The sequence below is a fragment of the Paenibacillus sp. J22P169 genome, from assembly GCF_059691995.1.
The window spans coordinates 195,746-219,809 of record NZ_JCAUAO010000002.1 but is presented as its reverse complement, the minus strand read 5'-3'; the positions used below and the strand labels follow the sequence as shown (position 1 = coordinate 219,809).

General features: G+C 43.5%; 12 protein-coding genes. All 12 read right to left on the bottom strand.

The genetic code is table 11. The annotated features are described in order from the left end of the window. Positions 1-22: 22 nt before the first annotated feature. The 12 genes from AC58QG_RS15415 to AC58QG_RS15360 all read right to left on the bottom strand — a co-directional run bounded on the left by AC58QG_RS15415 (position 23) and on the right by AC58QG_RS15360 (position 24,034). Positions 23-2,509, bottom strand: a complete 2,487-nt coding sequence (locus AC58QG_RS15415; protein WP_497363004.1) for a glycosylhydrolase-like jelly roll fold domain-containing protein — start codon at positions 2,507-2,509, stop codon at positions 23-25. Positions 2,510-2,872: 363 nt separating this feature from the next. Then, on the bottom strand, positions 2,873-8,107 hold the full coding sequence (locus AC58QG_RS15410) for a rhamnogalacturonan lyase family protein (RefSeq protein WP_497363003.1): 5,235 nt from the start codon (positions 8,105-8,107) through the stop codon (positions 2,873-2,875). Between the two features lie 273 nt (positions 8,108-8,380). After that, on the bottom strand, positions 8,381-10,831 hold the full coding sequence (locus tag AC58QG_RS15405; RefSeq protein WP_497363002.1) for a glycoside hydrolase family 2 TIM barrel-domain containing protein: 2,451 nt from the start codon (positions 10,829-10,831) through the stop codon (positions 8,381-8,383). Between the two features lie 185 nt (positions 10,832-11,016). Next, a complete protein-coding gene (locus AC58QG_RS15400) occupies positions 11,017-13,215 on the bottom strand; it encodes a helix-turn-helix domain-containing protein (RefSeq protein WP_497363001.1) in 2,199 nt (732 codons plus the stop codon). A 223-nt stretch (positions 13,216-13,438) separates the two neighbouring features. Further along, a complete protein-coding gene (locus tag AC58QG_RS15395) occupies positions 13,439-14,968 on the bottom strand; it encodes a type 2 periplasmic-binding domain-containing protein (RefSeq protein ID WP_497363000.1) in 1,530 nt (509 codons plus the stop codon). A 50-nt stretch (positions 14,969-15,018) separates the two neighbouring features. Beyond that, positions 15,019-15,888, bottom strand: coding sequence for a carbohydrate ABC transporter permease (locus tag AC58QG_RS15390; protein ID WP_497362999.1), 870 nt, complete (start codon positions 15,886-15,888; stop codon positions 15,019-15,021). Between the two features lie 17 nt (positions 15,889-15,905). Further along, positions 15,906-16,787: an ABC transporter permease gene (locus AC58QG_RS15385; protein ID WP_497363454.1), complete on the bottom strand. Its 882-nt coding sequence runs from the start codon at positions 16,785-16,787 to the stop codon at positions 15,906-15,908. Between the two features lie 352 nt (positions 16,788-17,139). Beyond that, positions 17,140-18,177, bottom strand: a complete 1,038-nt coding sequence (locus AC58QG_RS15380) for a glycoside hydrolase family 88/105 protein (RefSeq protein ID WP_497362998.1) — start codon at positions 18,175-18,177, stop codon at positions 17,140-17,142. Positions 18,178-18,182: 5 nt separating this feature from the next. After that, positions 18,183-18,977 carry a hydroxypyruvate isomerase family protein gene (locus tag AC58QG_RS15375; protein WP_497362997.1) on the bottom strand — a complete coding sequence of 265 codons (795 nt, stop codon included), beginning with the start codon at positions 18,975-18,977 and terminating at the stop codon, positions 18,183-18,185. Then, positions 18,974-20,383: a family 43 glycosylhydrolase gene (locus tag AC58QG_RS15370; protein WP_497362996.1), complete on the bottom strand. Its 1,410-nt coding sequence runs from the start codon at positions 20,381-20,383 to the stop codon at positions 18,974-18,976. The genes AC58QG_RS15375 and AC58QG_RS15370 overlap by 4 nt, the downstream gene beginning before the upstream one ends. Then, positions 20,384-20,512, bottom strand: coding sequence for a hypothetical protein (locus tag AC58QG_RS15365; protein WP_497362995.1), 129 nt, complete (start codon positions 20,510-20,512; stop codon positions 20,384-20,386). A 378-nt stretch (positions 20,513-20,890) separates the two neighbouring features. Continuing rightward, positions 20,891-24,034, bottom strand: coding sequence for a heparinase II/III domain-containing protein (locus AC58QG_RS15360; RefSeq protein ID WP_497362994.1), 3,144 nt, complete (start codon positions 24,032-24,034; stop codon positions 20,891-20,893). Positions 24,035-24,064: the final 30 nt, after the last annotated feature.

The window sequence follows — 24,064 nt, the reverse complement described above, 5'->3', positions numbered from 1 at the left end:
CCCGATAATGTTGCTGCGCGAGTTAGCCCTTCGACATTATCTTCCTTCTAAGAAGTCGTACAGGACCGATGAGCCCTGACTGAAACGATTTGCCATCATACTGGTTAGCCAAGCTATTCGTTACAGATACTCGCAAGACGTTTGTACCAGGTTGTAGATGCTTTCCTATGTCGAATAAATACGGCTTCCAAAATTGAGTGCCAACTTCCATACCATTTAGCATCACATGTGCAACTTCGTGAACATCACCTAGATCAAGCTTCCATTCTGTAACATCGAGATTATCTCCCAACTCGAACGTTTTCTCGTAAATAAACGTGCCAGAGTAATGATGCAAACCGTCCCATTCCGTCCATGAAGATAACTCCACAAGTTCTCCATTCCATGGTCCCTCGACCAAGCGCCAGCCTAGCGATACATCTGTCTGTGCCTCAGCAATCTCACCAGCTTCATCTGATTGTTCGTGACGGCTGTTAGGATCGACGGCAACAATTAAGCTTTCTCTACGCTCTATGCTTATTGATATGCTCTGTCCACCTGTTGATCCTTCGATTTTTGCCGAAGAGCACACGCCTGTCCAAGGATACCAATATTCCGTTAGTCCCGTAAGATTCATCCGCATCTTACCTTCGAATCGGGTTTCCCCCTCATTCACAATGACGAAAAACAACTTGCCATCCTTTTCGATTCGGCTGATTCGTATGGATGCCTCCGCAGGTTCGAGTGTAAAGTCTCTGCCAAGCCTCTTGGACAGAAGCTCAGGAATTTGTAATTCCGAATTTACCAACAGTTGCCCAATATCATTCAAGCTCGTGCCTTCTTCAACTAGTTCGATGATCAAACCACCTTGCTCTGCAAACTTTTCGAGGTAATACCAACTGCTTTGCGACAGAAGGTGACTATTCTCAAGCAAAACCGCTTGATAGCGATAGCCCGCTATTTGAATGGTACCGTTTGTGATTTCGCAGGAATTGGATAGCAGCTTTTCTTCCAAATAATTAAATTCAAATTGAGACTCATATAATGGCTTTACAATTCTCCATGGTAAAAAGGACTCCCCAGCTAATACAGCAACCTGTGCGCTATTCAAAGAGTCGGTCATTAGCCATGACATACGTTTAATGTACCGAGAAAACTGATTGAACTCCGGCCACCAAATATTATTCGGCCCGACATCGGGAGGCCGCTCGTCTCTTCGTTCTCCTCGGATGGAATAATAAAAAGCATGCGGGCTAATGAGATTGACACCTCTGATAAACAGCCAGTCCAGATACCATTTGACATTGTCGGCGCTTAGTGACCAACCGCCTTCAATGCCGCATACGCCGAAACATTCGTTTAAGTTCCTTCGTTTGCCTCGATGTCTTGCGGAATCGGATGAGCATTTCCCCATCGTGCTGTGAACACCTGTCAATCCCTTCTCTCCCTCAGGAGAAATATATCGCCATACGACATCCTGTCCAGGAATATGAAAATGTTCCAACAGCCCAATATCGTCACTGCCCCCCGGATGACCAGTCAGAGCAATGCCATGGTCTTCACACCACACGGACAATGGTTTGTAATATGTTTCATTTAACCGGCTTCGAATAGCCGAATCAAAACGCGACCTTATGGTTTCGCTTCTCTTCGCACCAGATTCCAGCCATAGCGCCGGTAAATCCCGCTCGTGGCCCCCGCCTGCGACGTATTCTGTTAAGAACGCTCGCGTCCATGGCTTTAAGCCCTTCACATGTCCTCGACCAAGCAAATCAGGTTCGTCAGTGAACATCGCAAGCACCGTTCCGCCGAAAAAGCGCTCTAGCTTCTGATAATACCTTTCATGCGTAATAGTTATAAAAGCCTGCACGGCATCTGGATTTAGCAAATCCGCAGCTAGCGGAGCGTCGGGTTCTCCGTCGTCTTGCCCTAGATGAACGCCTCGAATAGTTCCGTGCGATGGCACATCCACGAATACAAGCACAGACCATCGCCCTTCCTTAGGGGAAAAATCCACAAACCCTTCCGTGCAAGTCAGAACGATGCTACTATCTGGTTCCATTTCGCTAGACGATAGCTTGCGTACCGCTTGTACCGATACAAGCGATTCTCCAGGAAGCATTGAAATCGAAATGCGAACTGGCCCCACCTCACAAGGATACTCCCTTAACTGAAGTCCTCTGCTGGCATAATTCGGATTCTGCTTGACAACCATTCCGCAAGCAGAGCCAGAAGGATACATCCCTTCATCATAAAGAATAACTTTCATGCCCAGTTTCTCGGCTTCAGATACAGCTACTTCAACCATTTCCATAAAAGAATCTGATAAATATGGCATCTCTTGGGGCAGTCCCATTCGGGGATGAAGCACAAAACCGTCTACTTCCTTCGAGTGAAAGTCATGAATTTGCCGGATAATTTCTTCTTTGGATAACTCATCATTCCAAAACCAAAAAGGAATCGGTGTGAATTCCGCCGACGGTTCAATGAATTGTTGTTTTAAACTTTCAAAATTGCTCAAGCTTCCCACCTCTTCCTCTAATCGCAATAGTAAAATGTTGCAGATCGATCATTTATTTGTCCTATACTTTCATAAGGTGAACGAGTGCCCAGTTCATGCTGTTCTTACGGCACAAAAATATTTTTGAAGTAGAATTGCAACTCCATCTTCCTATACTGCTGATAAGTGTTTACAACGATATCGTAGTTTCTAAATTTCTTTACGACAATAGTACATTTTTGATGAAGGATATTGCGAAATAACACTTTCTTATAGATATAGTACTTTTCTTATAAATTGGGGTAATCAGCCTAGTCTGATGATTTTTTTCTAAATGATGGAAATTAAAAAAAGAGATACTGAATAGAGCTTCAGTGTCTCTTTTTAACTTAATTATTTATTGACCGAAACCATAGCAGATTGCACAGTTTTGTTGCCAGCTAAATCTGTAGCGAAATAAGTAATGGTATATGTGCGCCCAGGTCCATTGCCAGATCGTTCAGCACGAAGCATAAATTCCGTGTCTAAGGTGCCGATCTGCGAAGCTTGGATGTCATCTGATGTATTTCCATCTCCTGATCCATTATCTGCTTCATTACTTGTGACGGATGTTAGAATGATCGTTGAGTTGCCAGAAAGACTATCATTTGCACTAACAGTTGCTTTTATCGTGATCATTTTGTGATTGGCTGGCCACAATTGCGTTTTATCCAGAACCAGATTTAAAGTAGGTGCGGTCTTGTCAATTTTTACGAGTATGGTATGTGGAAGTTCTGTGTTGCCATTTTGATCAATGCTCCAGTAAGTTAGCGTGTGGATCCCTTCTTCTGCAAAAGCAACTGAAGTCCCTTGCCGTTCTAGACCTCCGTCTACTTTGTAATAGGTACCACTCACACCGGATCCGTTATCAATGGCCATTAATGTTACGGTAACATCTTTATTCATCCAGCCTGCTGGAGCGTTATCTGTCGTAGTAGGCGGAGTGCTGTCTGGACTGTACGGCGTACCATTCACGACGACAGCCTCCGATTCCATACCATAGGTATCGACGACAATGAGCTTCACCTCATAGGTAACGCCATTCGTCAAGCCGGTAAGTGTCGCTTGCTTCGCGCCCGGTTCAGCATATACGCTCGCCGTTACCGTATCACCCTTTTTGGCTGCTACATAAATATGCTGCAATCCACTTCCTACTTCTGTTGGGTCTTGCCAACGAAGGACGAGTTGGCCGTCGCCTTCCACGACTTGCACTTCACTTACTTGACCAGGTGCTGTCGGCGGTTCATTTGGCTCTACCGGACCTTGAGTTGTGTATCTGTAATTGTAAGTAGGCAGATCATAATTCAAAACTCTATTTCTGCCAATCTCGTCCTCACCTAGATAAAAGCTGGTGTGATTAGGCTGATTGTAGGAGGTATTCTGGTTTGCCACCGAATTGCGGTAGACAGAATCGTGCATCAGCGTGTAAATCATGTATTCTGTAGGTATGCCTGTCATGTAAATACGTAGCTCTTCATTGTTGGTAGAACGCGCAAAAATTTCTTCTCTCCAATCGCCCAGAACGTCCGCCATGAGGTTAGGGTTGTTCTTCGTGCTATTGTTTGTGAGCGTGCCGCTAAAAGAAGCGATTGCTTCTGTTTCTCCAGTTACCCAGTTATACTTGTGCACGCCCTGCGGGAGCCCGCTCTTGTCGGCGCCGCCGGCAGGGTTGGAGTCAGGCAACTCTGACAGCAAATCGCCGTCCCAGAGCCCACTCCAGGTCTGAACCGCAGGCCTTTTGAGCGGATTTCCATTATTGGTCTCAATTTCTCCATAAGCATTGAAAAGCACATCAGCCTTTCTGCCGTTCACGATTCCGGACGGGGTGCTAGCCCAAATATCATACCCTGCATTAGGGGTGACGTTAGCCAGCATAGCTCTTCCTGTGTCCGCTCTGCCGAAGGTGGTTCCTACTACACGCCCGCCATTTGCGCCGTTCGTAAGCGCAAAATTTAGCATTGTTGATACCGATCCGTCTTCTACAGGCGTTAAAACATACAGCTGATCGCTGTCGGGGAATACAGCAGTCATATGAATCATGTCTCCATGCTTCATGAAGTCTCTATTATATTCGCCATCCTTCGCCCATAAAATGGTACCATCATGGTCAATGGCCGTACCGCCAAGATATAACTCATCAAATCCGTCATTGTCTATGTCACCGGTAACCATGTTGTGATTGCCGCCGCCATTAATCTCATTGACTGTATCTATATCCCAGGCAAGCTTTATCTTACCGTTAACGAGTGTATATGCTGCTACCGTAGCCCTTGCATAATATCCCCTGTTGGCTAATACAGCTGGGATTGTGTCAGTGCAATTTGGATCTTCCAGATCAGTTGGGATATAAGCGATAGCAATGTTAAACCGGTGTGCAGTGTGTGGACCATCCGTTCTTAACATTTCAGCAGTTGTGTATTTATAGTTAACTGTATCAATGATTTCGCCGGTCTTACCTTTGAAAACTGTAAAATATTCATGAACATCTGTACTCTTGAAACCGTCAGTTTGCATATTTACGCCTTCAAGAGCGATGTCGCCTACGGTGTCAACCAAATAGTTGTCATCCAGCATTGGGCTGCCATAGTCGCCAACATACGCAAAGTCATAGCCTGGCGCATTGCTCAGCACATATCCTTTTCCATCTGCACTCAATACATACTGACCTGCGCTTTCGGAATTACTAGGATCAGTCGGCTGGAAAACATATCCGTTACTCTCAGTTGTTATATACCTAAACTGTCCGTTCTCGTCTGGCTTGTAGGTTCTGGTTCCGTCCTGGGTCAAGATAGAGAACTCCGCTTTACCGTCTTGATCCAAGTCATAGAACATGAAGTTATCGAAGTGCTGACCGGAAGGTGAAGAGTACCCCATGAATAAGCGCCACAATGCGGTTCCGTCTAATTTGTAGATGTCGATAATGTGCGGTGACGACATTCGGTTAGCCGTAGTTGTACCAGGGTCAAAACCGTTACTCGGATACCATTTTACTGCAATCTCATACTCGCCGTCGCCGTCAACATCCGCTACCTCTGTGTCATTTAGCCTGTACATACCGAAATTGCCGGTTTGGCTGTATGAAGGAAGTGGCCGCTGCAATTTAATCGAGATGTAGTTGTCTGCGAGCACTTCTACCTCTTTACTTAATGAAACAACACCATCCTGAGTGGTTTTAATTAAATATTTATCTCCAACATTACCGGCTACATCAAGATAGTTCGTTATATTTTCCACAGTGGTAATCTTAAAGCCGTTGCGGTAAATATCAAACGTAATGTCTTTGCCATTGTTCACCTTGGCATATTCATCCACTAATGTTCTCCATGAAAGGAAAATACCGCCTTGCGCGCTGTCGATGTAAGTTTTTGACACTGTGTCGTACACCTTATTTTTGATTGCGTATAGACCTCTGTCTAAAAATTCGATAGAACGTTCAAATCCATTCAAATTATTGTTGGATGAGTAATAGTTAATACGGCACTCCACCCAGATGTCACTATTCACTGTATAATTATCAGTTGGCTTTATCTTTGCCTTGTAAACATAGATACCTTCTTGATTCGGGTTGAATTCAGGCGAGGCGAATTTCGCCCGTGGCGGAATGCTGGTCCCTAAATCTTGAACAGTGGTATATGTTGCTGTCCATGTTGCAGAATCGATGTCCAGCTTAACGATTTTCCCGTTGCTGAGTACTCCATATGTCTGTGTCGGGAGGAGGCTTTTTAACTCGTCAACGCTTGATACAGAGCCATAGCTGAGCTCCAGCGTTGTGGGATCGTAAGCTCCCGTAGCATTATAGTTGCTTATATAATTCACTTTATAGGTTAGAGCCAGGTTTTTAGGGTTTTGAATACCAGCAGGGATTATTAAAGGAGCTGTCCATGTATAATTCGTATACACGCCCGCATCGAAAACCGGACTGCTGGTCCATGCTCCAATCGCTAATTCCCGTTTTGTACCGTCACCCATCGTTGCTACGGCAATAGTTGGACGGGCATTCACATGCTGTTGCCAATCAGGCGCTGTAACCATGACATCCGCCGGTTGTGCAATGGATGCTATGCTGTTGGATGTGGAAAGTTTATTCCTAATACCGAAGTTATCCAGACCCATTGACATCGTACCCTTCCAACCACCTACAGCTATAATGCCTGTATTGGTCGCTGAGGCATAAATCGGGATGTCAGCTCTTTCATAAAGTACAGTTGTCGGATTATTTTTTTCGACGATTTTCAAATCAGCATGATGATGGTCATAGTCAAAAGAAAGCTTTACATTGTACCAAGTCGTACCGTTGGCTGTTATGCCCGTTGGTACTGCCGTGGATGATGTGTAAACGGAATTTCGCACGGATGCGCCTTGAAGGTCTTCCGTCGAGTAGGTTAAACCGTAACCGGCAGCGACATTTTCACCTTTTGTATAATAGAGTATTTCCCTGTTTTTATTAAATTGCAGACCAAAATAGGGATAGGTGCTGCCTGAAGCTATGAAGGCTACGTCACCGAATCGGCTATCACTTGCTTGAGCACTAATCGGCAACCAATCAAACGTCACATCGGAGCTTGCAAACGCTTGATTAGGCAGATTCAGCTTTGAAACACGGTATGCCCCACTGCTGCCAGCGCTCACTTGCATGTATTTGTTTGCAGAACTACTCTCTTGCACCTGTGACAGCGTAGCACCGCTTGATCCGCCCTCGGCAATGATACCAGTTCCGATCGGTTTATTTTCCCAAATGCCAGCTTCAAAGTCATTCCAGTAGGACGTATAGTATCTTGAAGGGGATATCTCACTCAAATACTTGACGCCAAAGTTGTCGATCCCGTATTGAGGTATTCCTTTGAACGCAGTTAATAAAACTTTGTTTAAATTACCCGCCGCTGCGCGAATCGATATTCCGTTTTGCGTAAATGTTTTCGTCGGATCGCTCTTATCGGTAATCGTTAAGTCTGCTAAGTGATTGACATAGTCAAACAAGATGCTAACTGAATACCAGTTCAAACCGTTTCCTTGTAAACCGGTGCTTTGTAGAGCAGCGACCCTAGTATCATTGGTGCCGGTTGGCAGCACATTCCCATTGAGATCAACACCCTTATACAGGTCTGCCGTGTAATTCACACCCGGTGTATTGTAATAGAAGAGCTGTAAATTTTGATTAAAGGTGATATTAAAATATGAATAATTGTCCGCCGAGCTTAAGAACATGATGTCACCATAACGAGTTTCTCCGTTCGTGGTGATCGGCTTCAAGTCAAAGACAACCTCAGCGCCGCTTGTCCTTTCGCTGGATAGTGGCAAATAGGTAGCGCGCCAAGCGGAGGCATTGTTTCCTGCCGCTTTCATAAATTTATTGCCGTTTGTCTCGGTTTCATTGGTAAGCGTCATCGATGCATTGGCGCCGCCAGAAATTTGCGCACCCGCCGCTGCTTGAGGCCAAGTATTACCCTGTTCAAAATCCCACCATACGTCATAATAGTTTGATGGCTCTGCGACTGCTGCTGCAACTGTTCCTGCTTGCCCAAGATTGAAACTGCTTACAAAATTCAATACCGATAGCAGTGCTGCAAAAACTTTTCTATTGTATGCCATTATTATTTTTCCCTCCATTCTTACAATGAAGCCTCTCGGCAATTTAACCGCTTACATTTCACCATGCATTTCTCTAAGCATTCATTTCCATCACTCCTTCAGAAGTTCTTACTTAAAGGCTAATAGCTTGGGAAGTTAGCGACAATAGTACATTTTTTATTTTGAACACGAAGAAGATAGTAATTATTTATTTTACTAGCACTTTATTAGCAGTTCTTGATTGAAAAAAGAGACAAGGCTTCTCCTTGTCTCTTCAACATAAATAATGCCTAACTACCTTACTGGAATTTGGGCTGTCGCAGTAGCAATGCCTTCTATACCAACGGTTAAAATCGAGAGACCCGGCTCATAGCCTGCACGGACGACGGCAAGCAACCTCCCTTTATACGATGTAAACTCCCCTTTGGTATAGTTTTCGACAGTCTGTGGCTTACCCGTACCGAAAGCCGCTAACGTTGCCGCTCCTTCCACCTTCGCTGTTGCCTTCATTTCGGCATTGGGAACAATATTCCCGTCTTTATCAATGATTTCGACAACCGCGAAGCATAAGGATTGTCCGTCCGCCGCAAGCTCACTTCTCTCTAGGTGAATACGAATCTCAGCAGGAGTTCCTGCAGAAATAAGCAGGTCGGACGATACTCTTTTACCTTCTGTATAGCTTACTGCTTCCAACGTACCTTGTTCATACGTAATATCAAACGTCGCCGTGTATCGGTTCTCCTTACCAGCCGGTTTTCTTCCCAGTCTCTTGCCATTTAGAATCAATTCAACTTCCTCTGCAGCTGAGTAGACATCAACCTGTACAGGCTTTCCTTCAGACCCGGTCCAACTCCAAGCGTTATCGCATTCCGGCCAACCCCATTTTCCCAAGATCTCTTTCTTAGCATAATGATTAGGATTACGAGAGGCGATGAAGGTTTGGCTAGACCCCCACACGATTCTTCGGTAAGCATGTTGAGGCCGTTGGAAGCCACAAAGATCAAAATCTGCATCATTGGAAAGACGCCATGGAAATTTGACTTTTTTTAAATTCATCATATCGATTGTGTCATCAGGATCTAAATATTCCGCTCTGCCGATCCCGGCTTCACCGATATAATCGTGACTCGTCCAATTGAAATCACCGATCACATGCGCATGTCGCTCTACGGCATCCCAGTATTCGGCCATTTCCATAGCTTTACTTTCTGTACCGCAGATGACCCTATTCGGAAAATTCTCCCCATCTTCTTCATAACGGTGAGCTAAATAGTTATAGCCCACAACGTCTAACGGTGCACAATACGCTTCGGTAAGATTTCCCCAAATTGCCTTAGCATGTTTCGATTCGAAATTTTGTATGCTTCCGCTTCTTTGATATTCCTGCAGCATCTCTTCCTGACAAGCCGCCAGATCCTCGTCATCGAGCCCATTAAAAAAACCACAAACGGCATTCATTATTGGGCGTGTAGGATCAAGTTGCCGTACCCAATCAGCTAACTTGGCAGCCCACGTATTTCCATCAGACAGACCACCCCGTTCTGTAATCTCATTGCCCGTTGACCACATGATTACGCACGGGTGATTGCGATCCCGAAGAATAAAGGCTTCCATATCATCTTTCCAATGTACCTCAAAATACTGGCTATAATCGTGAGGGCTTTTTCCCATCGTCCAAACATCGAATGCTTCATTAATGACAAGCAGTCCTAGACGGTCGCATGCTTCTAACATATCCCTTGAAGGCGGGTAATGGGAGGAACGAATAGCATTATATCCGTTGTCCTTATGGATCTTCATCTTCCGGTACTCACTATCCATAAAAGATGCCGCACCAAGGATTCCATTATCGTGATGAACACAGCCGCCTTTCATCTTAATCGTACGTCCGTTTAACATAAAGCCATTTTTCGTATCTACAGAAATCGTCCTGATTCCGAACAGGGTACTGTCACTGTCAAGAATAGCCTCCGTACCAGACAGTTGAGCCGTGATTTTATAAAGATGGGGAGAATCAATATCCCAAAGTTCAGCATGCTCAACCGCAATCATAACTCGGCCAACGGATTTCTTCCCTGGGTGTGCATGGACCTTGACTCTTCCTGTAGCATATAGAGCGCCGCTGTACTCCTTCTCAAGGATGACCTCTACCCAAAGATTTTCGAGTTCTGCCGTATGATTTTCTACTGTGGTTTCTACAATAATAAACGCAGTTCCGTTTACAATATGGGAAGTTCGAGCATAAATTCCCCATGGGGCGATATGGAGCCGCGGTGCGGTGAGCATGTCCACATGCCGGTATAAACCTGATCCGGTATACCATCGTTCATTCGGTTCAGCTGAGTTGTTGACGGTGACGGTAAGCCGGTTAGGTTTATCAGGTTTTAAGTAAGGAGTAAGATCGGCATGAAACGGCGTGTATCCGTAATGATGTTTCTTCACTTGATGTCCATTTAAAGCAACAATCGTGTTCATATATGCCCCATCAAACTCAAATAAGACACGTTTTCCTATATATGATTCAGGGATGTTCAGTATCTTTGTATAGGTGCCAATCCCTCCGCCGTAATACCCGGATCTAGTTCCGCTTGGAGCTTCTGGAAAAGGATCTGTTTCTATGGTAAAGTCGTGGGGCAAATGTACCGTCTTTCCCGGCTTTTCTTCCTGCAATGCCGCATATATGCTTCCACCTGCAGCTTGCCCCAGTGAAAACTCCCATGCTCTATCCATATTTTCTCTAATCATAAATCTCAACACTCCTTCAGAAGTTCTTCCTTATAAACTAATAGCTCGAGGAGTTAGCCACAATAGTACTTTTTTATCTAGAACAGGAAGGAGATAGTATTAATTTATTAGAGTAGCACTTTATTATTAGTTCCTAATTGACAAAAAAAAGAGACAAGGCTTCTCCTTGTCCCAAACTACATATTTTATTTTCTATTCATATCTCTAAACTCCCTAGGAGTAATTCCGACTTCTTTCTTAAAAATTCGATTGAAATAGCTATGTTGATTATAACCAACGTTTTCAGCAACATCCTTTATAAGTGTATCGGTCTCGATTAGTAATTCTTTCGCTTTCGTTAAACGTATGTTCGTCAAGTAATCAATAAAATTCCAACCTGATAAATCCTTAAATATTTTACTCAAGAACGATGAATTTAAGTTCACTTCATTGGCGCAAGCTTCCAACGAAATATCATACATATAATTCGTTTCTAACATCTGCATAACCTTTTGAACGATCAAATGAAGACGCTGGTCCTGCTTTTGAGATAATTCCTCGATCATCTGTAGAATGACATGTTTCTCAAACCAGTCGCTGATCTCAGCGGGATCCTTTAATTTATACAGTTTTTCATAGAGGTTTGCGCTGCCGTTTACAACATTCTCGATCAGACCGGATTGAAGTACAATATGCAAGATCGCGCCTAATAGCTTGAAGGCCCTCTGCCTTATCATGACTTCGTTGACATTTTGGTCTGCAGGCGTCTTGAAAAATTGGTGAACAAGTCGTATGGCTTCTTCTTGATCCCTTTGTCGGATCGCTTGGATCATTTCTTTTTCAAGGTCGAACGGATATTCGAAATGGTCCTGGTTATTTAGAAGGGCATCTATCTTTTTGATTTCAATAATTTGATTGTCTTCTTGCAGGTTCCGGTAGCTCAAAGCGATTTTTGTTTCCTCGTAATTGCTATGAATGGCTTTTAACGTATCTGCAATTCTGCTTACACCAACCGAAGCGTTTAACTTACAAATGTTATTAATGGTTTCGATTAAATGCTCGCAAAATCCCCGCACTTTCGAATCCATCAATGGCACCTGCACATCCCCAGGGAAAGAAATCAAAATCCCTAACGATAGGTCATGAAAGTTAATGATGTCGGCCTCCAAATCGGACGTTTGGAGCAATTCTTCTGCGATATTGACCGCCAAGAATGTAACTAAGCCTTCATCGCCTTCGAGAAATCTATCCATTAGTTTCCTGAAACCTGACATCCGTACAAACGCAATCACATACTTCTTATCCGTAGGGTCCGAACCGAATTGTAGCATGCGATCCTTCAGATCTTCATCTCGATATGCATATAAATACCCTTGCACCAACTGGAGAATAAACCCTTCGCGCAGATGCGGCATTTCATCCTTCAAGCGCTTTTGTAGATCCTCGCTTTCAGATGATAAGTGATTCAGATGCGTTTCGATCATCGTAAATTCGTTCGATAATGCGCGGTTATTCCCGCTTATCCTGTGAGTAAGCTTTTCAATGGGCGCATACAACTTCTTTGATGCGAACAAGGATAAGAAAATCGCGATAAAAAAGACTAGCAAATTTAAGTAAATAAACACTTTTGAAATAAAAACAACTGGAGCCGTAATATTGGTCATCGGGGCAATTGAAACGTAATACCATTTTTCTCCTAATCTAGAAAATAAATCATAACTAACTGTATATTTAATCTTGTCATAATGGAACACAAACGGCTCCGCAAACTGACGATTCTGGATCTCATTCATAGCTGCCGTCTGAATCGGTTCCGGTCCAACTTGATTATTCTCGCCGAATAGCCACTGTTTATCATTTCGCAATATAAAGACAGATCCGTCTTCATAAGGGGATTTCAAAATCTGCTGTAGATTCTCCTTATCCAGAAAAATAATCAAAGAACCGAATGGGGAAAGCGTATTGTTATCCAAATTATGAATCATGACCAGTGGTGCATACCGATCCTTATTCCCATCTTCAATACTCGTGATTGAATGATCCCAAAATAACTTCGGGTTGTTTGTCAAAAGCCTTTTATAGCGATCTATTTGTTTTTCATCTTTTAACATGATATAACCCGTTTCAGTGTAGACCATTGGTTCAGGTCGATTTAAGAATAACTCCACTCGCCCGATAAAAGGATTATAGCCTCTCATCATACTTAACTGATTATAAATATCTTTAATCTTCAGATGGTCATTGACTCGATCTAAATTGCTGTAGTCTTGTTTATTAGCATTAAAAGCCATGTTAGCAGTTAATAACTCTAGATTCGAAAACTGTTTTTGAATAGATTCAATTGTATTGGATAAATGGTTTTGATGTATCGTTTGCAGCTCTTTCTCCATTTGAACTTTACTCACAAAAAATAACAAAAAACTAAATATAATACCGGGGAAGCTGGATAAAAGAAGAAATATAACCAATGATTTTCTATATTTTCCATTAATACGTAGCAACCAAACCACCCCTGATGCAAATAAATGAATACATTCAGTTTACTATACGAATAACAACTGTCAAATTCCTAAAATACCAAACACCCTCAAGAACAATTCAATTGTCTTGAGAGTGTGTCGTCATTTACTACTTTCTAGATTTATAGGAATCGTTTATTTCTTTGATGTACTGCTGCATCTTCGGTTCCTTTTTAATCTTTTCAATTAATGTATCCCATGCCGTAATCGGTTCATGCCCTAGGATAATCTTCATTTTCATATCACTCAAATCCTTAGCTAGCTCTGGTGCATAAGTTTTTCCTATTTCGGAGGTCAGACCCACAATCGGTGCAACACTTGTTTTCGCACGCTCATCCTGGATGTCTTTAAAAACTTTCTTGGTTTCTTCCGGATAGTTAGCCTTATAAGCATTTGCATATGGATCAGCGACAAACACGATTTGATTATATTCAATAAGCGCGTCCTGAGTAACCTTCTCTGTATTAATTACAACTTTGCCACTCGCATCAACGGTATGATGTACATCTTTGACCCCTTGTGAATGGAGTTTAAACATAGCATCATCATTCCAACGATCCAGCATAGCAAGTATCTTTTTCATTTTTTCTTCCGATACCTTTTTCGGAATCGCAAGGCCTCCGTTGAAGCCCACACCTTTTGGATTGAAACCATTAATACTCGTAGCTGGCATAAGGTCAGTTAACTTTAAACCTGGCTTATTTTTCACAAGGACATCATAGTAGGACTGAAGAGCTCCCGAAGCATCGATTTTCACCCCAGCTTTGCCGGCAGCGAATGAATCTCCGCTTTGCTTTGTCGTCATGGATGGGAAGTCTTTCTCGATCAAACCTTCCTTATATGCCTTCGCCAAAAACTCCAGTGCCTTCCGTTCGCCCGGCTCGAAAGCATAATAGGACAATTGACCGTTTACATCTTTCCAATCACCATGAACGCCAGTAAAGATATTCTCAAATCTTTTGAAATCTCCGAAATCAGTTGGTCCCCAGAAAACTCCCGTAAAGCCAGTCGTATCATTTTTACCGTTTTTATCAGGATCATTAAATGTAAAAGCTTTCATAACTTCATAAAGTTCCTGATCCGTTGTCGGCATCTTTAAACCGAGGTTATCCAACCAGTCCTTCCGGAAAAGGAAGAAAAAGTCACTTTCAGATGCTCGTGGTCGTGGAATAAAATAAGTCTTCCCACCGATTAGGTTTGACTGCCAAGCAATTGGAGCAACGTTCTTTTTCAAATTCGGGTAGTTTTGAAGGTAAGGAGTCAAGTCCCAAAACGCCCCATTTTGCACGGCCTGCACAAACACATTATTCGTTAGCGGAACACCATTCGGAATCAATACTAGATCCGTAAGGTCATTGGATGCAAATGCAACATTCAGTTTATCCAGATAATTTGTAGAAGCGTTCCATTGGAAACTTAACTTTGTGTTGGTTGCCTTTTCAATTTCTAGCTCGACTGGACCGTCTTCCTTTGGTGGCGTTGCACCAAAGAAATGAGACATAACGGTTATTTCGGTAGGCTTCTCAGCAGCTCCCGTATTCTTTGGACTCTCACTTGAACTTACATTTCCACCATTATTGCTACAAGCGGTCACTACCATTGAAATTCCTAACATAGTTGTAATCAACGTTTTTTTCATTTTGGTAAGTCCTCCCCTTTGAATTAAATTGAAATCCTTGCTGCCAATCCTTACCCTTTTACGGAGCCGATCATCACCCCCTTAGCGAAATGCTTTTGTAGGAAGGGGTAAACACAGATGATTGGCGTAATGGCAATGACGACAGCAGCCATCTTTAACTGTTGACTAGCTGGAGGTGTAATGGCAGTATCGACTTCTCCAAGACTACTGCCCGACGAATCGATAAGCATATTCTGAAGCAGCACTTGAATAGGCCACTTATTATGATCATTCAAATAAATTAAGGCATTAAAAAATTGATTCCAATTCCCAACGGCGAAAAATAAACCGAATGCCGCAATGGATGGCAGGGACAAGGGTAAAATAATCTTAAACCAAGCTGTGATGTCTGTACATCCGTCAATCGCCGCAGCTTCAACTAAAGCATCGGGTATGCTGTCATAAAAACCTTTCATCAAAATGACAGACCAACCACTCGTGAGCGATACCAATATAACGGCCCACAGACTATTAATCAACCCTAAATCTTTCACTAACAAGTAGTTCGGGATGATTCCCGGTCCAAACAAAATCGTAAATACAACAAACATCAGAACTATTTTCCTGCCTTTGAACTTCTTTCGAGACAATGCATAGGCAAACGATGCGGTTACTAATAAGCTGAAGAAGGTACCAACTACAGCCAAATATGTGCTGACTCCGATCGCTTTTATAAAGCTTGGAGCAGATAACAAATATTTATAAGCCGTTATTGACCACTCTTCCGGCCAAAGCACGACCGTTTTTCGCGCGAATTCAGCTGGATCTGTGAACGATACGATGTAAACCCAATAGATCGGAAACAGGGTAATAAGAGCTAATACGCCAAGAAAAATGACATTGAATACGTTAAATACTTTCTCTCCAAAGCTAAGCTTCATTGCACTTCACGCCCTTCTTAAAATAAACCTTCTTCGCCGAATCGCTTCGTGATCCGATTGGCTATGATGACCAGGACTAATCCTACGAACGACTTAAACAAACCAACTGCTGTACTATAACTGAACTGAGCCTGCTGGAGACCAACGCGGTACACATAGGTATCAAATATTTCAGCTACATCGGATACTGCGCCGTTATACATAAGGAACACTTGTTCGAATCCTACCTCTAATACATCACCTAACCGCAGGATCAATAGAATAATGATAACGTTACGAATGGCCGGCAGAGTGACATGCCAGGCTTGTCTCAACTTGTTCGCACCATCTATTCGAGCTGCCTCATAGAGCTCTGTGTTTACGCCCGCAATCGCTGCCAAGAAGATGATGGTACCCCAGCCTACTTCTTTCCAGATCGACTGCCCGGTTAATAGTAACCAAAATACATTCGGGTTCGTTAAAAAATCGAATGTTTCAAACCCAAGTAGATTCAGAACATAGTTTATAACGCCTTCCGATTTACCAAACAACATAAGGGAAAGACTTGCAATGATGACCCAAGATAAGAAGTGTGGCAAATATACGAGAGATTGCACCGTTCTTTTATAAATCTGACTTCTGAGTTCATTTAACAAGAGGGATAGAATAATGGGCACTGGAAAGAAAAAGACGATATTCAGAAAGCTGATAGCTAGCGTATTGCGGAGAAGCATCCAGAAATCTTCTTCCGCAAACAATCGCGTAAAATGCTTGAATCCTACCCATGGGCTTCCTGAAACCCCCTGATACACGTTATAATCCTGAAATGCAATGAGAATCCCGTACATAGGCAGATATTTGAAAATGAGAAAATATGCAATCCCTGGTAAGGCAAGGAGGTAAATATATTTATCCCGCATCACTTCTTTAATGAACCTCTGCAGTTTACCTTCTCTCCTATTCAGGATTTCAAAACTCTCCGTATGCTCTCGGGCACTTATTTTATTGTCGAGCATAGCACTAACCACTTCCTCACAAATTGTTTTTTCTCGTTGGATTGCTTTCCACACCCTAACATTATTCGAGTTCAAAATTGCCGACAATAACATTCTTTTTAAAAGCTGGTTTAACATGCCTAGCATTTTTTTATAGAAGTAAGATAATTTTAATTCACTGTAAAAACCTTGTTGTGACAACGTTTTATTAGAAATTAAAAAGCGGAGCCAAGTGTTCACTCGGCTCCGTCCAACAAAAATTATTTTAAACAACTTCTTATATTTTACTGACAACTTCCTTATTTTGTAGCAGAGCTACCAGATATGCTAAGGTCAATCCTTGGCCCCATCCTTGTACTCTCTTCTTGGAGATAACCTTGTAATCTTCCACAGAATACATCACCGCCGTACCTGCGGATACATTTCGTACGGAGCCGTCTTCGTCAATGTTTGCCAAAATGCCTTCATACGCTTTGGCCATATAGTTTTGATGCATCGGATGTCCATAAGATACCAGAGCTGCGGCAATACCGGCGGAGGCTGAGGTTTCCTCATAGGATGTTTCATCATTCAATACCGTACGCCACAGCCCATTCGGTGATTGCAGCCTGACCAGAGCGCTTAATTGATCACCGAGAGCCCCTCCGATCTGCATCCACATCGGCATAAAGGGATTCAACATTTTGTAGGATTGTGCCATCGTGTACGCGGCCCAGGCATTCGCTCTGCCCCAGTAAATGGAAGATAGATGATCTTGTCTGACATTGTCCCATGCGTGATAGAACAAATTCGTCTTCGTGTCCTGCAAATACTCTTCATGCCAGTAAAATTGTTTAAGCGCATCGTCAATGTATTCCTTGTTGTCCAGTTTAAATCCAAGCCGCAGCAGGAAATAAGCTGCCATGAACAACGTATCTGCCCACGCCTGCTCGGGAAAATCATTTTTGGAGGAGACCGTATGCTGGAAGACACCTTCTCCGAAACGGATGGCGTCCTTTCGTAAATATTCGGATTTCAACAGAGCCAAATCAAGGTACTTGGAATCGCCTGTGGCTTCATGCAGAGTCAGCATGGTATGCCCCATGGCACAGCTATTTACCATCAAAGTCGGCAGCCCGAGCTCCAGATATTCGTCCACCCATTTGACCAGAAAATCAATGTACTCTTGATTCCCCGTTACTTCCCAGGCTTTGCAAATCCCATAATAAGCCACCCCGCAAGACCAGTTCCAAGTGAAATCCATATTCATCGTTCTACGGACGATCCGGTCTATGAGTTCTTTAACTTCATTTTCGTTGCATTCAAATTTTCGCATATGATCTATTCCTCCGTATATTCTGCAGAATGAAACTTATAATCTAATTCCAGCAGCTCCCTCGCTGATCGTAGTCCTCTCTCCGCATCAAGAGCAGGCATATACTCCAAACCTATGTAGTGCGAATATCCTGCACGGCGCAAGGCTTGAAACACATTTCCGTAATGGATTTCACCAAATTGCAGCTCATGGCGCCCCGGACAGCCAGCGGCGTGAAGATGGCCGATGTAGGGGAGATGACTAGTCATCGTGTCGATCAAATTACCTTCCGTTATTTGTTGGTGATAGATATCAAACAACACCCTCAAATAATCGCTTCCGACTTGATCTATAAGATCAAATGCCTCATTGGAATGGGACAAGAGATGCCCCGGATGGTCGACTGCCGTGTTGAGCGGCTCCAAAAGAAGTGTTATGCCCGCATCTTCCACAATTGGAGCCGCCAAGCGGAGTCCAGTCGTGACATGTTCGATTTGACGTTCTCTTGGCACTCCATGCTGCTCCATACCCACAGTCGTAATCAATTTGTGGCATCCTAATTTTTTTGCAACACTTACCGCTTCCTTGAGCCCGATCATATAATCCTTGTGCCCTTCCAAATCGACAAGGGTACCGCCAACAGTACAAAAGGCTGCGAGCTTAAGATCAAGCCTTTTCATTTCGATGGCCAACTGATCGATGTCTTTGTTTTTCCAATTCCAAAATTCAAATGTATCAAAGCCTAATGATTTTAAGAGTGATAGTGTCCCCGGCAGATCACATCCCCTAAAAACTGCATCTATGCATACGGATAATTTCATATGTCCCCCATGCTTCGGTATCGAAATCCGGAAAATTCAGCTTCCCCGTTTCCTACCGCATAAATTCCAAGCCGCAAGCTTATAAACTCGCCAAAATTATTATGATGATAGCCGGATACTTCTATCGCTGCCGGAAACCGATTCCAATGTATTCCATCAACACTGTAAAACATCGTCACCGTATGGTGCTCATTTCTTATTTTCAAATGAAGCTGAGCGCCTTCACCCTTTACAGGAAAGCCTTTGGTGCCTCGCCGCAACCGAAAAATTTCCCGTTCAGTGAAACCAATCCCTGCGTAACAACGTTCATTGTAGAAAAGTAATAACCCAGCCTCCACTTCAACTCCAACCTTAATCTGTACTTCTGCTTCATAGGCACGGTTCGGAGGAATGATAACGAGAGGTGCAGAATCCGAAGGCGACGAACCTTTGGCTTTCAGCTTCAGGACACCTCCACCTATTTGAAACCGTTCAGGGTCCAGTTCCTTGTAAAATCTCCACTGCCAGCCGAGTACGGTTCCTTCGAAATCATCGGAAAGATCCAAAGAACCTCCTCCCGCTTTCTCCAATTCCTTTTCTGTGTATGGAGATATTGACGGCCAGCCGTCCTCCGTCCACTCAATAGGATCTAACAAGGTTTGCCTTCCAAGCGTGTAATAGTCTTTTTCATAAGCATGATATACGAAATACCATTTTCCATCAGGCGTATCAACCAGCGTACCGTGACCCTTAGACCACCAACGTTCCTCTTTCGACCAAGTATGTACGAGAGGATTATATGGAGAGTTCTCCCACGGACCTAAAGGGCTTTTGCCTCTAGCTACGACAGCCATATGGCTTGTTGCAGGGCCAGCCGTTCCTCCTTGTGCACTAACCATATAATAATACTCGCCACGTACTACAAGTTTAGGGGATTCGAGAGCGTGCCCTTCCGTAGCCCATTCCTCCGGAATAGGCCAACCTTTATAAATTCCGACTACATCACCAGTAACGGAAAGGCCGTCCGGTGATAGCGGAGTAGCTCTACCAAAGTTTAGAAACAGATACCGTTGTCCATCTGCCCCTATCAGGTGTCCTGGATCAATCCCATCTACCTTCAGATCAATCGGATCGCTCCACGGTCCCTCCGGCTTATTGGCATATACGACATAATTCGTTCCGTTTGCAGGAAAGTAAATGTAAAAGCGACCGTTGACATAAACAAGATCTGGTGCCCAGATATCCCCCATATAAGTCTGAATGGCATGGCAAAGAGGAACCCAATCGATCAGGTTGCGGGAATGCCATACTAAAAGTCCAGGCGCATACATGAAAGACGAGTGTGTCATGTAATAATCCTGACCTACGCGGACAATGGAAGGATCGGGGTAATCGCCCCTAAGAACATCTATAGGATCTCTACTCATTTACAATTTCCTTTCATCCTTCATTTGAAAATGATCCATCATTTCTCTGAGCTTTGCCGTTTCAATATAATTTAGGCTCCACTGCGAAATGCCATTCGTATTTGCGAATTCTACCTCAACGGATGGCAAACCTTAGACCTCCCCATGACTGTTCTTTTCACTAACCATTGCAAACCTACTTGTGACATATCACATTTTCCTTTCTACTATTCATTCCATGTGCCATTCTTTCTTGTCACTCTACTATCTGAGGGAGTAACCGACAATAGCACATTATTAATTGGAGTTATTATGGGATAGTACTATTTCGAGGCATTAGTACTTCTTTGCAAAATTCAAGAAAAAAAAAACAAGGCACCTTTCCCTTGTTCAGATTTTCGAACAACTGGAGAACCTGCTCTACTTTCAGCTGTGTTTGCTGTAAAAGCTGCATATTGCTGTCATGTACTTTTTCCTGCGAATAAAAAGCCAGCCGTTCATAAAGAACGGTTGGCCCTTCCTTCTACATTATTTCTTTGTCACCGATACAAGCTCACGTTGCACATCAATTTCTAACTCTATATCCCCTGTAGAAATGAGAAGCGTATCTTCATCGAGTTTCGTTACATTCAAGCTCTTCTGACCTCTTTCTTTTGGATGCAAAATCGTTAAGAAGCCCTCTTGCGCATCAGAAGTGGCTCGAACATAATCCATCAAACATATCTGTTTTTGCTCACTCTCAAAAAATACGGTGGAGCGCCCCTTTTCTAACTCTATTCGTTTCACGTTACTTACGAAAACCGTCTCCAAATCCACATTGTAAATCCCTTCAGAATAAACACTATTGCCATCCATGTAGGAATACTTTGCCGCCACTGGTAAATTGAACAACAACTCACCTTCAAAATCCTGAACGGTATCACGAATAATATAGAGATCATGTTCCTTTACATAGATAACCTTTCGAGTGTGAATACCTTTACCTTCAGGATTGGCAATCTGAATGGTAATCGTATCTAGATCGCTGCCAAGCCTACTGTCTACCACCGTGCTTGTCTTGGGAACATCAACCCACCCGCGCTCCAAACTATACGTCCCTGCAGACAAATTAATCATTCCGTTACCAGACTTCTCCTGAATTGTCTTCTGGGTAGCAAACTGCACACAAGCATGCGAATAAGAACTGATATGCCAACTGGTGCTGGTGTCGAAGTACCCTTCAATGCCGGAATCCATCACGAGCGGAATACTATTTTTATATAGAATAAACGAGCCTTGATCCAGATGTCCGTGAGCGATCGGCTCAGGACTAGACATGATCGCAAAATAACTTTGATTTAAGCTCCCAAAATTTTTCCTGAATACATAAATTCCTGCATTCTTATAATGCAAGGTTGAATCTAAGGAAATGGATCCAGAAGTCTGGTAAGAATCACCTTTACCGAGAATATTATCGAGGGCAATGCCTTCACCCCAGAACTTCTTAAACGGTTTACCTGCCATGTGCCATGTATAATACATACGATCCGCTAATGCTTTATCAACCTTTTCGACGTCTGCCAAATAGGTTCCGTAGCTCCCGAATTCTGTCCCCCCGCTTAAGGCATGATCTCCGAACGGCGGTGTTCCAATCCGACCTTCAAAAAAAGAGTACCCCGGTGTCTGTACATGGATGCTGAAGTCAAACATGCTAGCAAGCGATGTCGTCTCGAACCAATTCTCTCCGATGGCATGATCCAGCACTCTCGCAAAACCGGCAAAGCGCTCCAAGGCCGCATGATGGTAACGAATAGACTCCGGCCAGGAAGAATCTGGATTGACGTTTAGCTCCAGTTGAGATTTCAACACCATATAGGCATTATAGAACCATGCTTTTCGATTCGGGAAATCGTCCAGCACCATCATCATATAGGCTGTCCCCGCACACATATCCGTTTGCCAATTGCCGCTGCCATGCTGAGCTTCTAGGGGAGAAAGCTCAGTACGATCCCTTAAATCGAGCATATAAGGCAGCAAATATTCAATCATCGCATAGAAGCGTTCCTTCTCTTCACGGGAAAAGACATCTGCTTCTTTAATGAAAGAATACGTTACAGCCACACTGCATAGGACTCTTCCGCCTTGAACTGCACCATAAGAATCACTGCCATCAGGGCGTGAATTACAAGCCAACCAATGCTCTGCCCCCTGGCAGAAATCGTTCAATGTATATAAGATTTCATTTTTTGCTTTGAAGGCATACGTCATGTCTTGTGTAAATGCGAACTGAATAGCATCACACTGCATCGTTAGCAGAAAGCAGGAATTAGGCAACGATGATTTCCGATTAAAATCATAATCAAACACGTCGAGTACCTGATCCGTCTCGTCTTTGAACGTAATAACCGTTTTTAACCCCTGTTTCAGCTTCCCATCAATCTTGGCAGCGAAGGTCAACGTGTACGCTAAGCCCCCAGTTATCGGAATATCCTTGTCGTACGACCATCCCCCCTCATCCTCAGGTGTAGGATTACAGATATAAATGGAATGCTTGGTGGTATCTTCTTTATAGGTGAATTGCGTTTGCGAAGACGGATTAGCCATAACTACTTCCCCTTTGGCTCCTCCGCCGCAGAATGGATACTCTCCTTCCCACTTGAATATCGGGGTGCCACGAAGTACATCAGCATGCCAGTGAAACGGCATGTCATCACCTTCATCGAATCCGCCATTCTCTATCGTCAAGCTGCCGCCTTGCGCGGTGAGGATGTTCACATTGTCAATCCAGACATGACCTAGTCCCTCCTGTTCATTCTCTTGAGCTGGAAGAATGAAAGATAGCGCCGCTTTCACCGCTCCCTCCGGCGCTCGGAAGTTAACGATTTTATCCGTGGAGCTCCACACATAAAAGTACTTATTCATTTCCTTATAATTGGTTTCTTCCTTCATGACTAAATCAAGTGCTCTTTCGATGTAATCTAAGCTGTAAGTGTTTGGGATCTGAACGATTTGCTCGTACTGTTTTTGAATCAGTGAATCGGATTGGGCCATTTCCTTTACTTGCTTCAAACCTTCTGGCGTCAGGTATAGTGTGGAAGCCGTATCAACATCCGTGCGTAATACTCGCGAGAAACGAACGTCTCTATTCGCATTGAAAACATGCACAACGGCCTTTGCTAAATGCTCAACCGAGCCAGCATTATCCACTTTGGCTGCGATCAATTGCTGGATTGAAGCTCGTAGTTTAGCTGCCGAATCGGCGTCGAATTGTCCAATTTCTGTGCCAATCGTCGAACAGGCTAACAACTCCTCCGCTTTGCTAATGGCAAAGTCAGCCAAGTCCTGCAACGTTTCTAGATCTTTGTTCAACATGTCTTGCTCTTTAAACCACGTTAGAGCAGGCTCCAACCCATATTCATGATAAACTTTCCCGTCCATATTGTAGGTAGGTGCCATCGTAAAACGTTTTGTCGCAAATATAACAGCTTCCTCTTCTCTAGGTTTGTAGAATTCACGGTTTCTGATGAAAGGAACACGGTACTTTCCATCCAAAGCTAGACCTGCATCCTTAACCATTGTGGTTAACGCCAGTTTGGCCCCCTCCGTAAAATACTCACCCTTTGTTTTCAATAAGGTTTGTGCATTATCGACGAGCGATTGTAAGCGAGCCGTATGTTCTGTTTTTTCTCCCATTGTCCTTCATCTCCTGTCTATACATAATAC

Excerpts from the sequence above, each read along its gene's own strand:
- AC58QG_RS15410 (WP_497363003.1), bottom strand. The coding sequence starts at position 8,107 with ATGGCATACAATAGAAAAGTTTTTGCAGCACTGCTATCGGTATTGAAT.
- AC58QG_RS15405 (WP_497363002.1), bottom strand. The coding sequence starts at position 10,831 with ATGATTAGAGAAAATATGGATAGAGCATGGGAGTTTTCACTGGGGCAA.
- AC58QG_RS15395 (WP_497363000.1), bottom strand. The coding sequence starts at position 14,968 with ATGAAAAAAACGTTGATTACAACTATGTTAGGAATTTCAATGGTAGTG.
- AC58QG_RS15390 (WP_497362999.1), bottom strand. The coding sequence starts at position 15,888 with ATGAAGCTTAGCTTTGGAGAGAAAGTATTTAACGTATTCAATGTCATT.
- AC58QG_RS15385 (WP_497363454.1), bottom strand. The coding sequence starts at position 16,787 with ATGCGGGATAAATATATTTACCTCCTTGCCTTACCAGGGATTGCATAT.
- AC58QG_RS15380 (WP_497362998.1), bottom strand. The coding sequence starts at position 18,177 with ATGCGAAAATTTGAATGCAACGAAAATGAAGTTAAAGAACTCATAGAC.
- AC58QG_RS15375 (WP_497362997.1), bottom strand. The coding sequence starts at position 18,977 with ATGAAATTATCCGTATGCATAGATGCAGTTTTTAGGGGATGTGATCTG.
- AC58QG_RS15370 (WP_497362996.1), bottom strand. The coding sequence starts at position 20,383 with ATGAGTAGAGATCCTATAGATGTTCTTAGGGGCGATTACCCCGATCCT.
- AC58QG_RS15360 (WP_497362994.1), bottom strand. The coding sequence starts at position 24,034 with ATGGGAGAAAAAACAGAACATACGGCTCGCTTACAATCGCTCGTCGAT.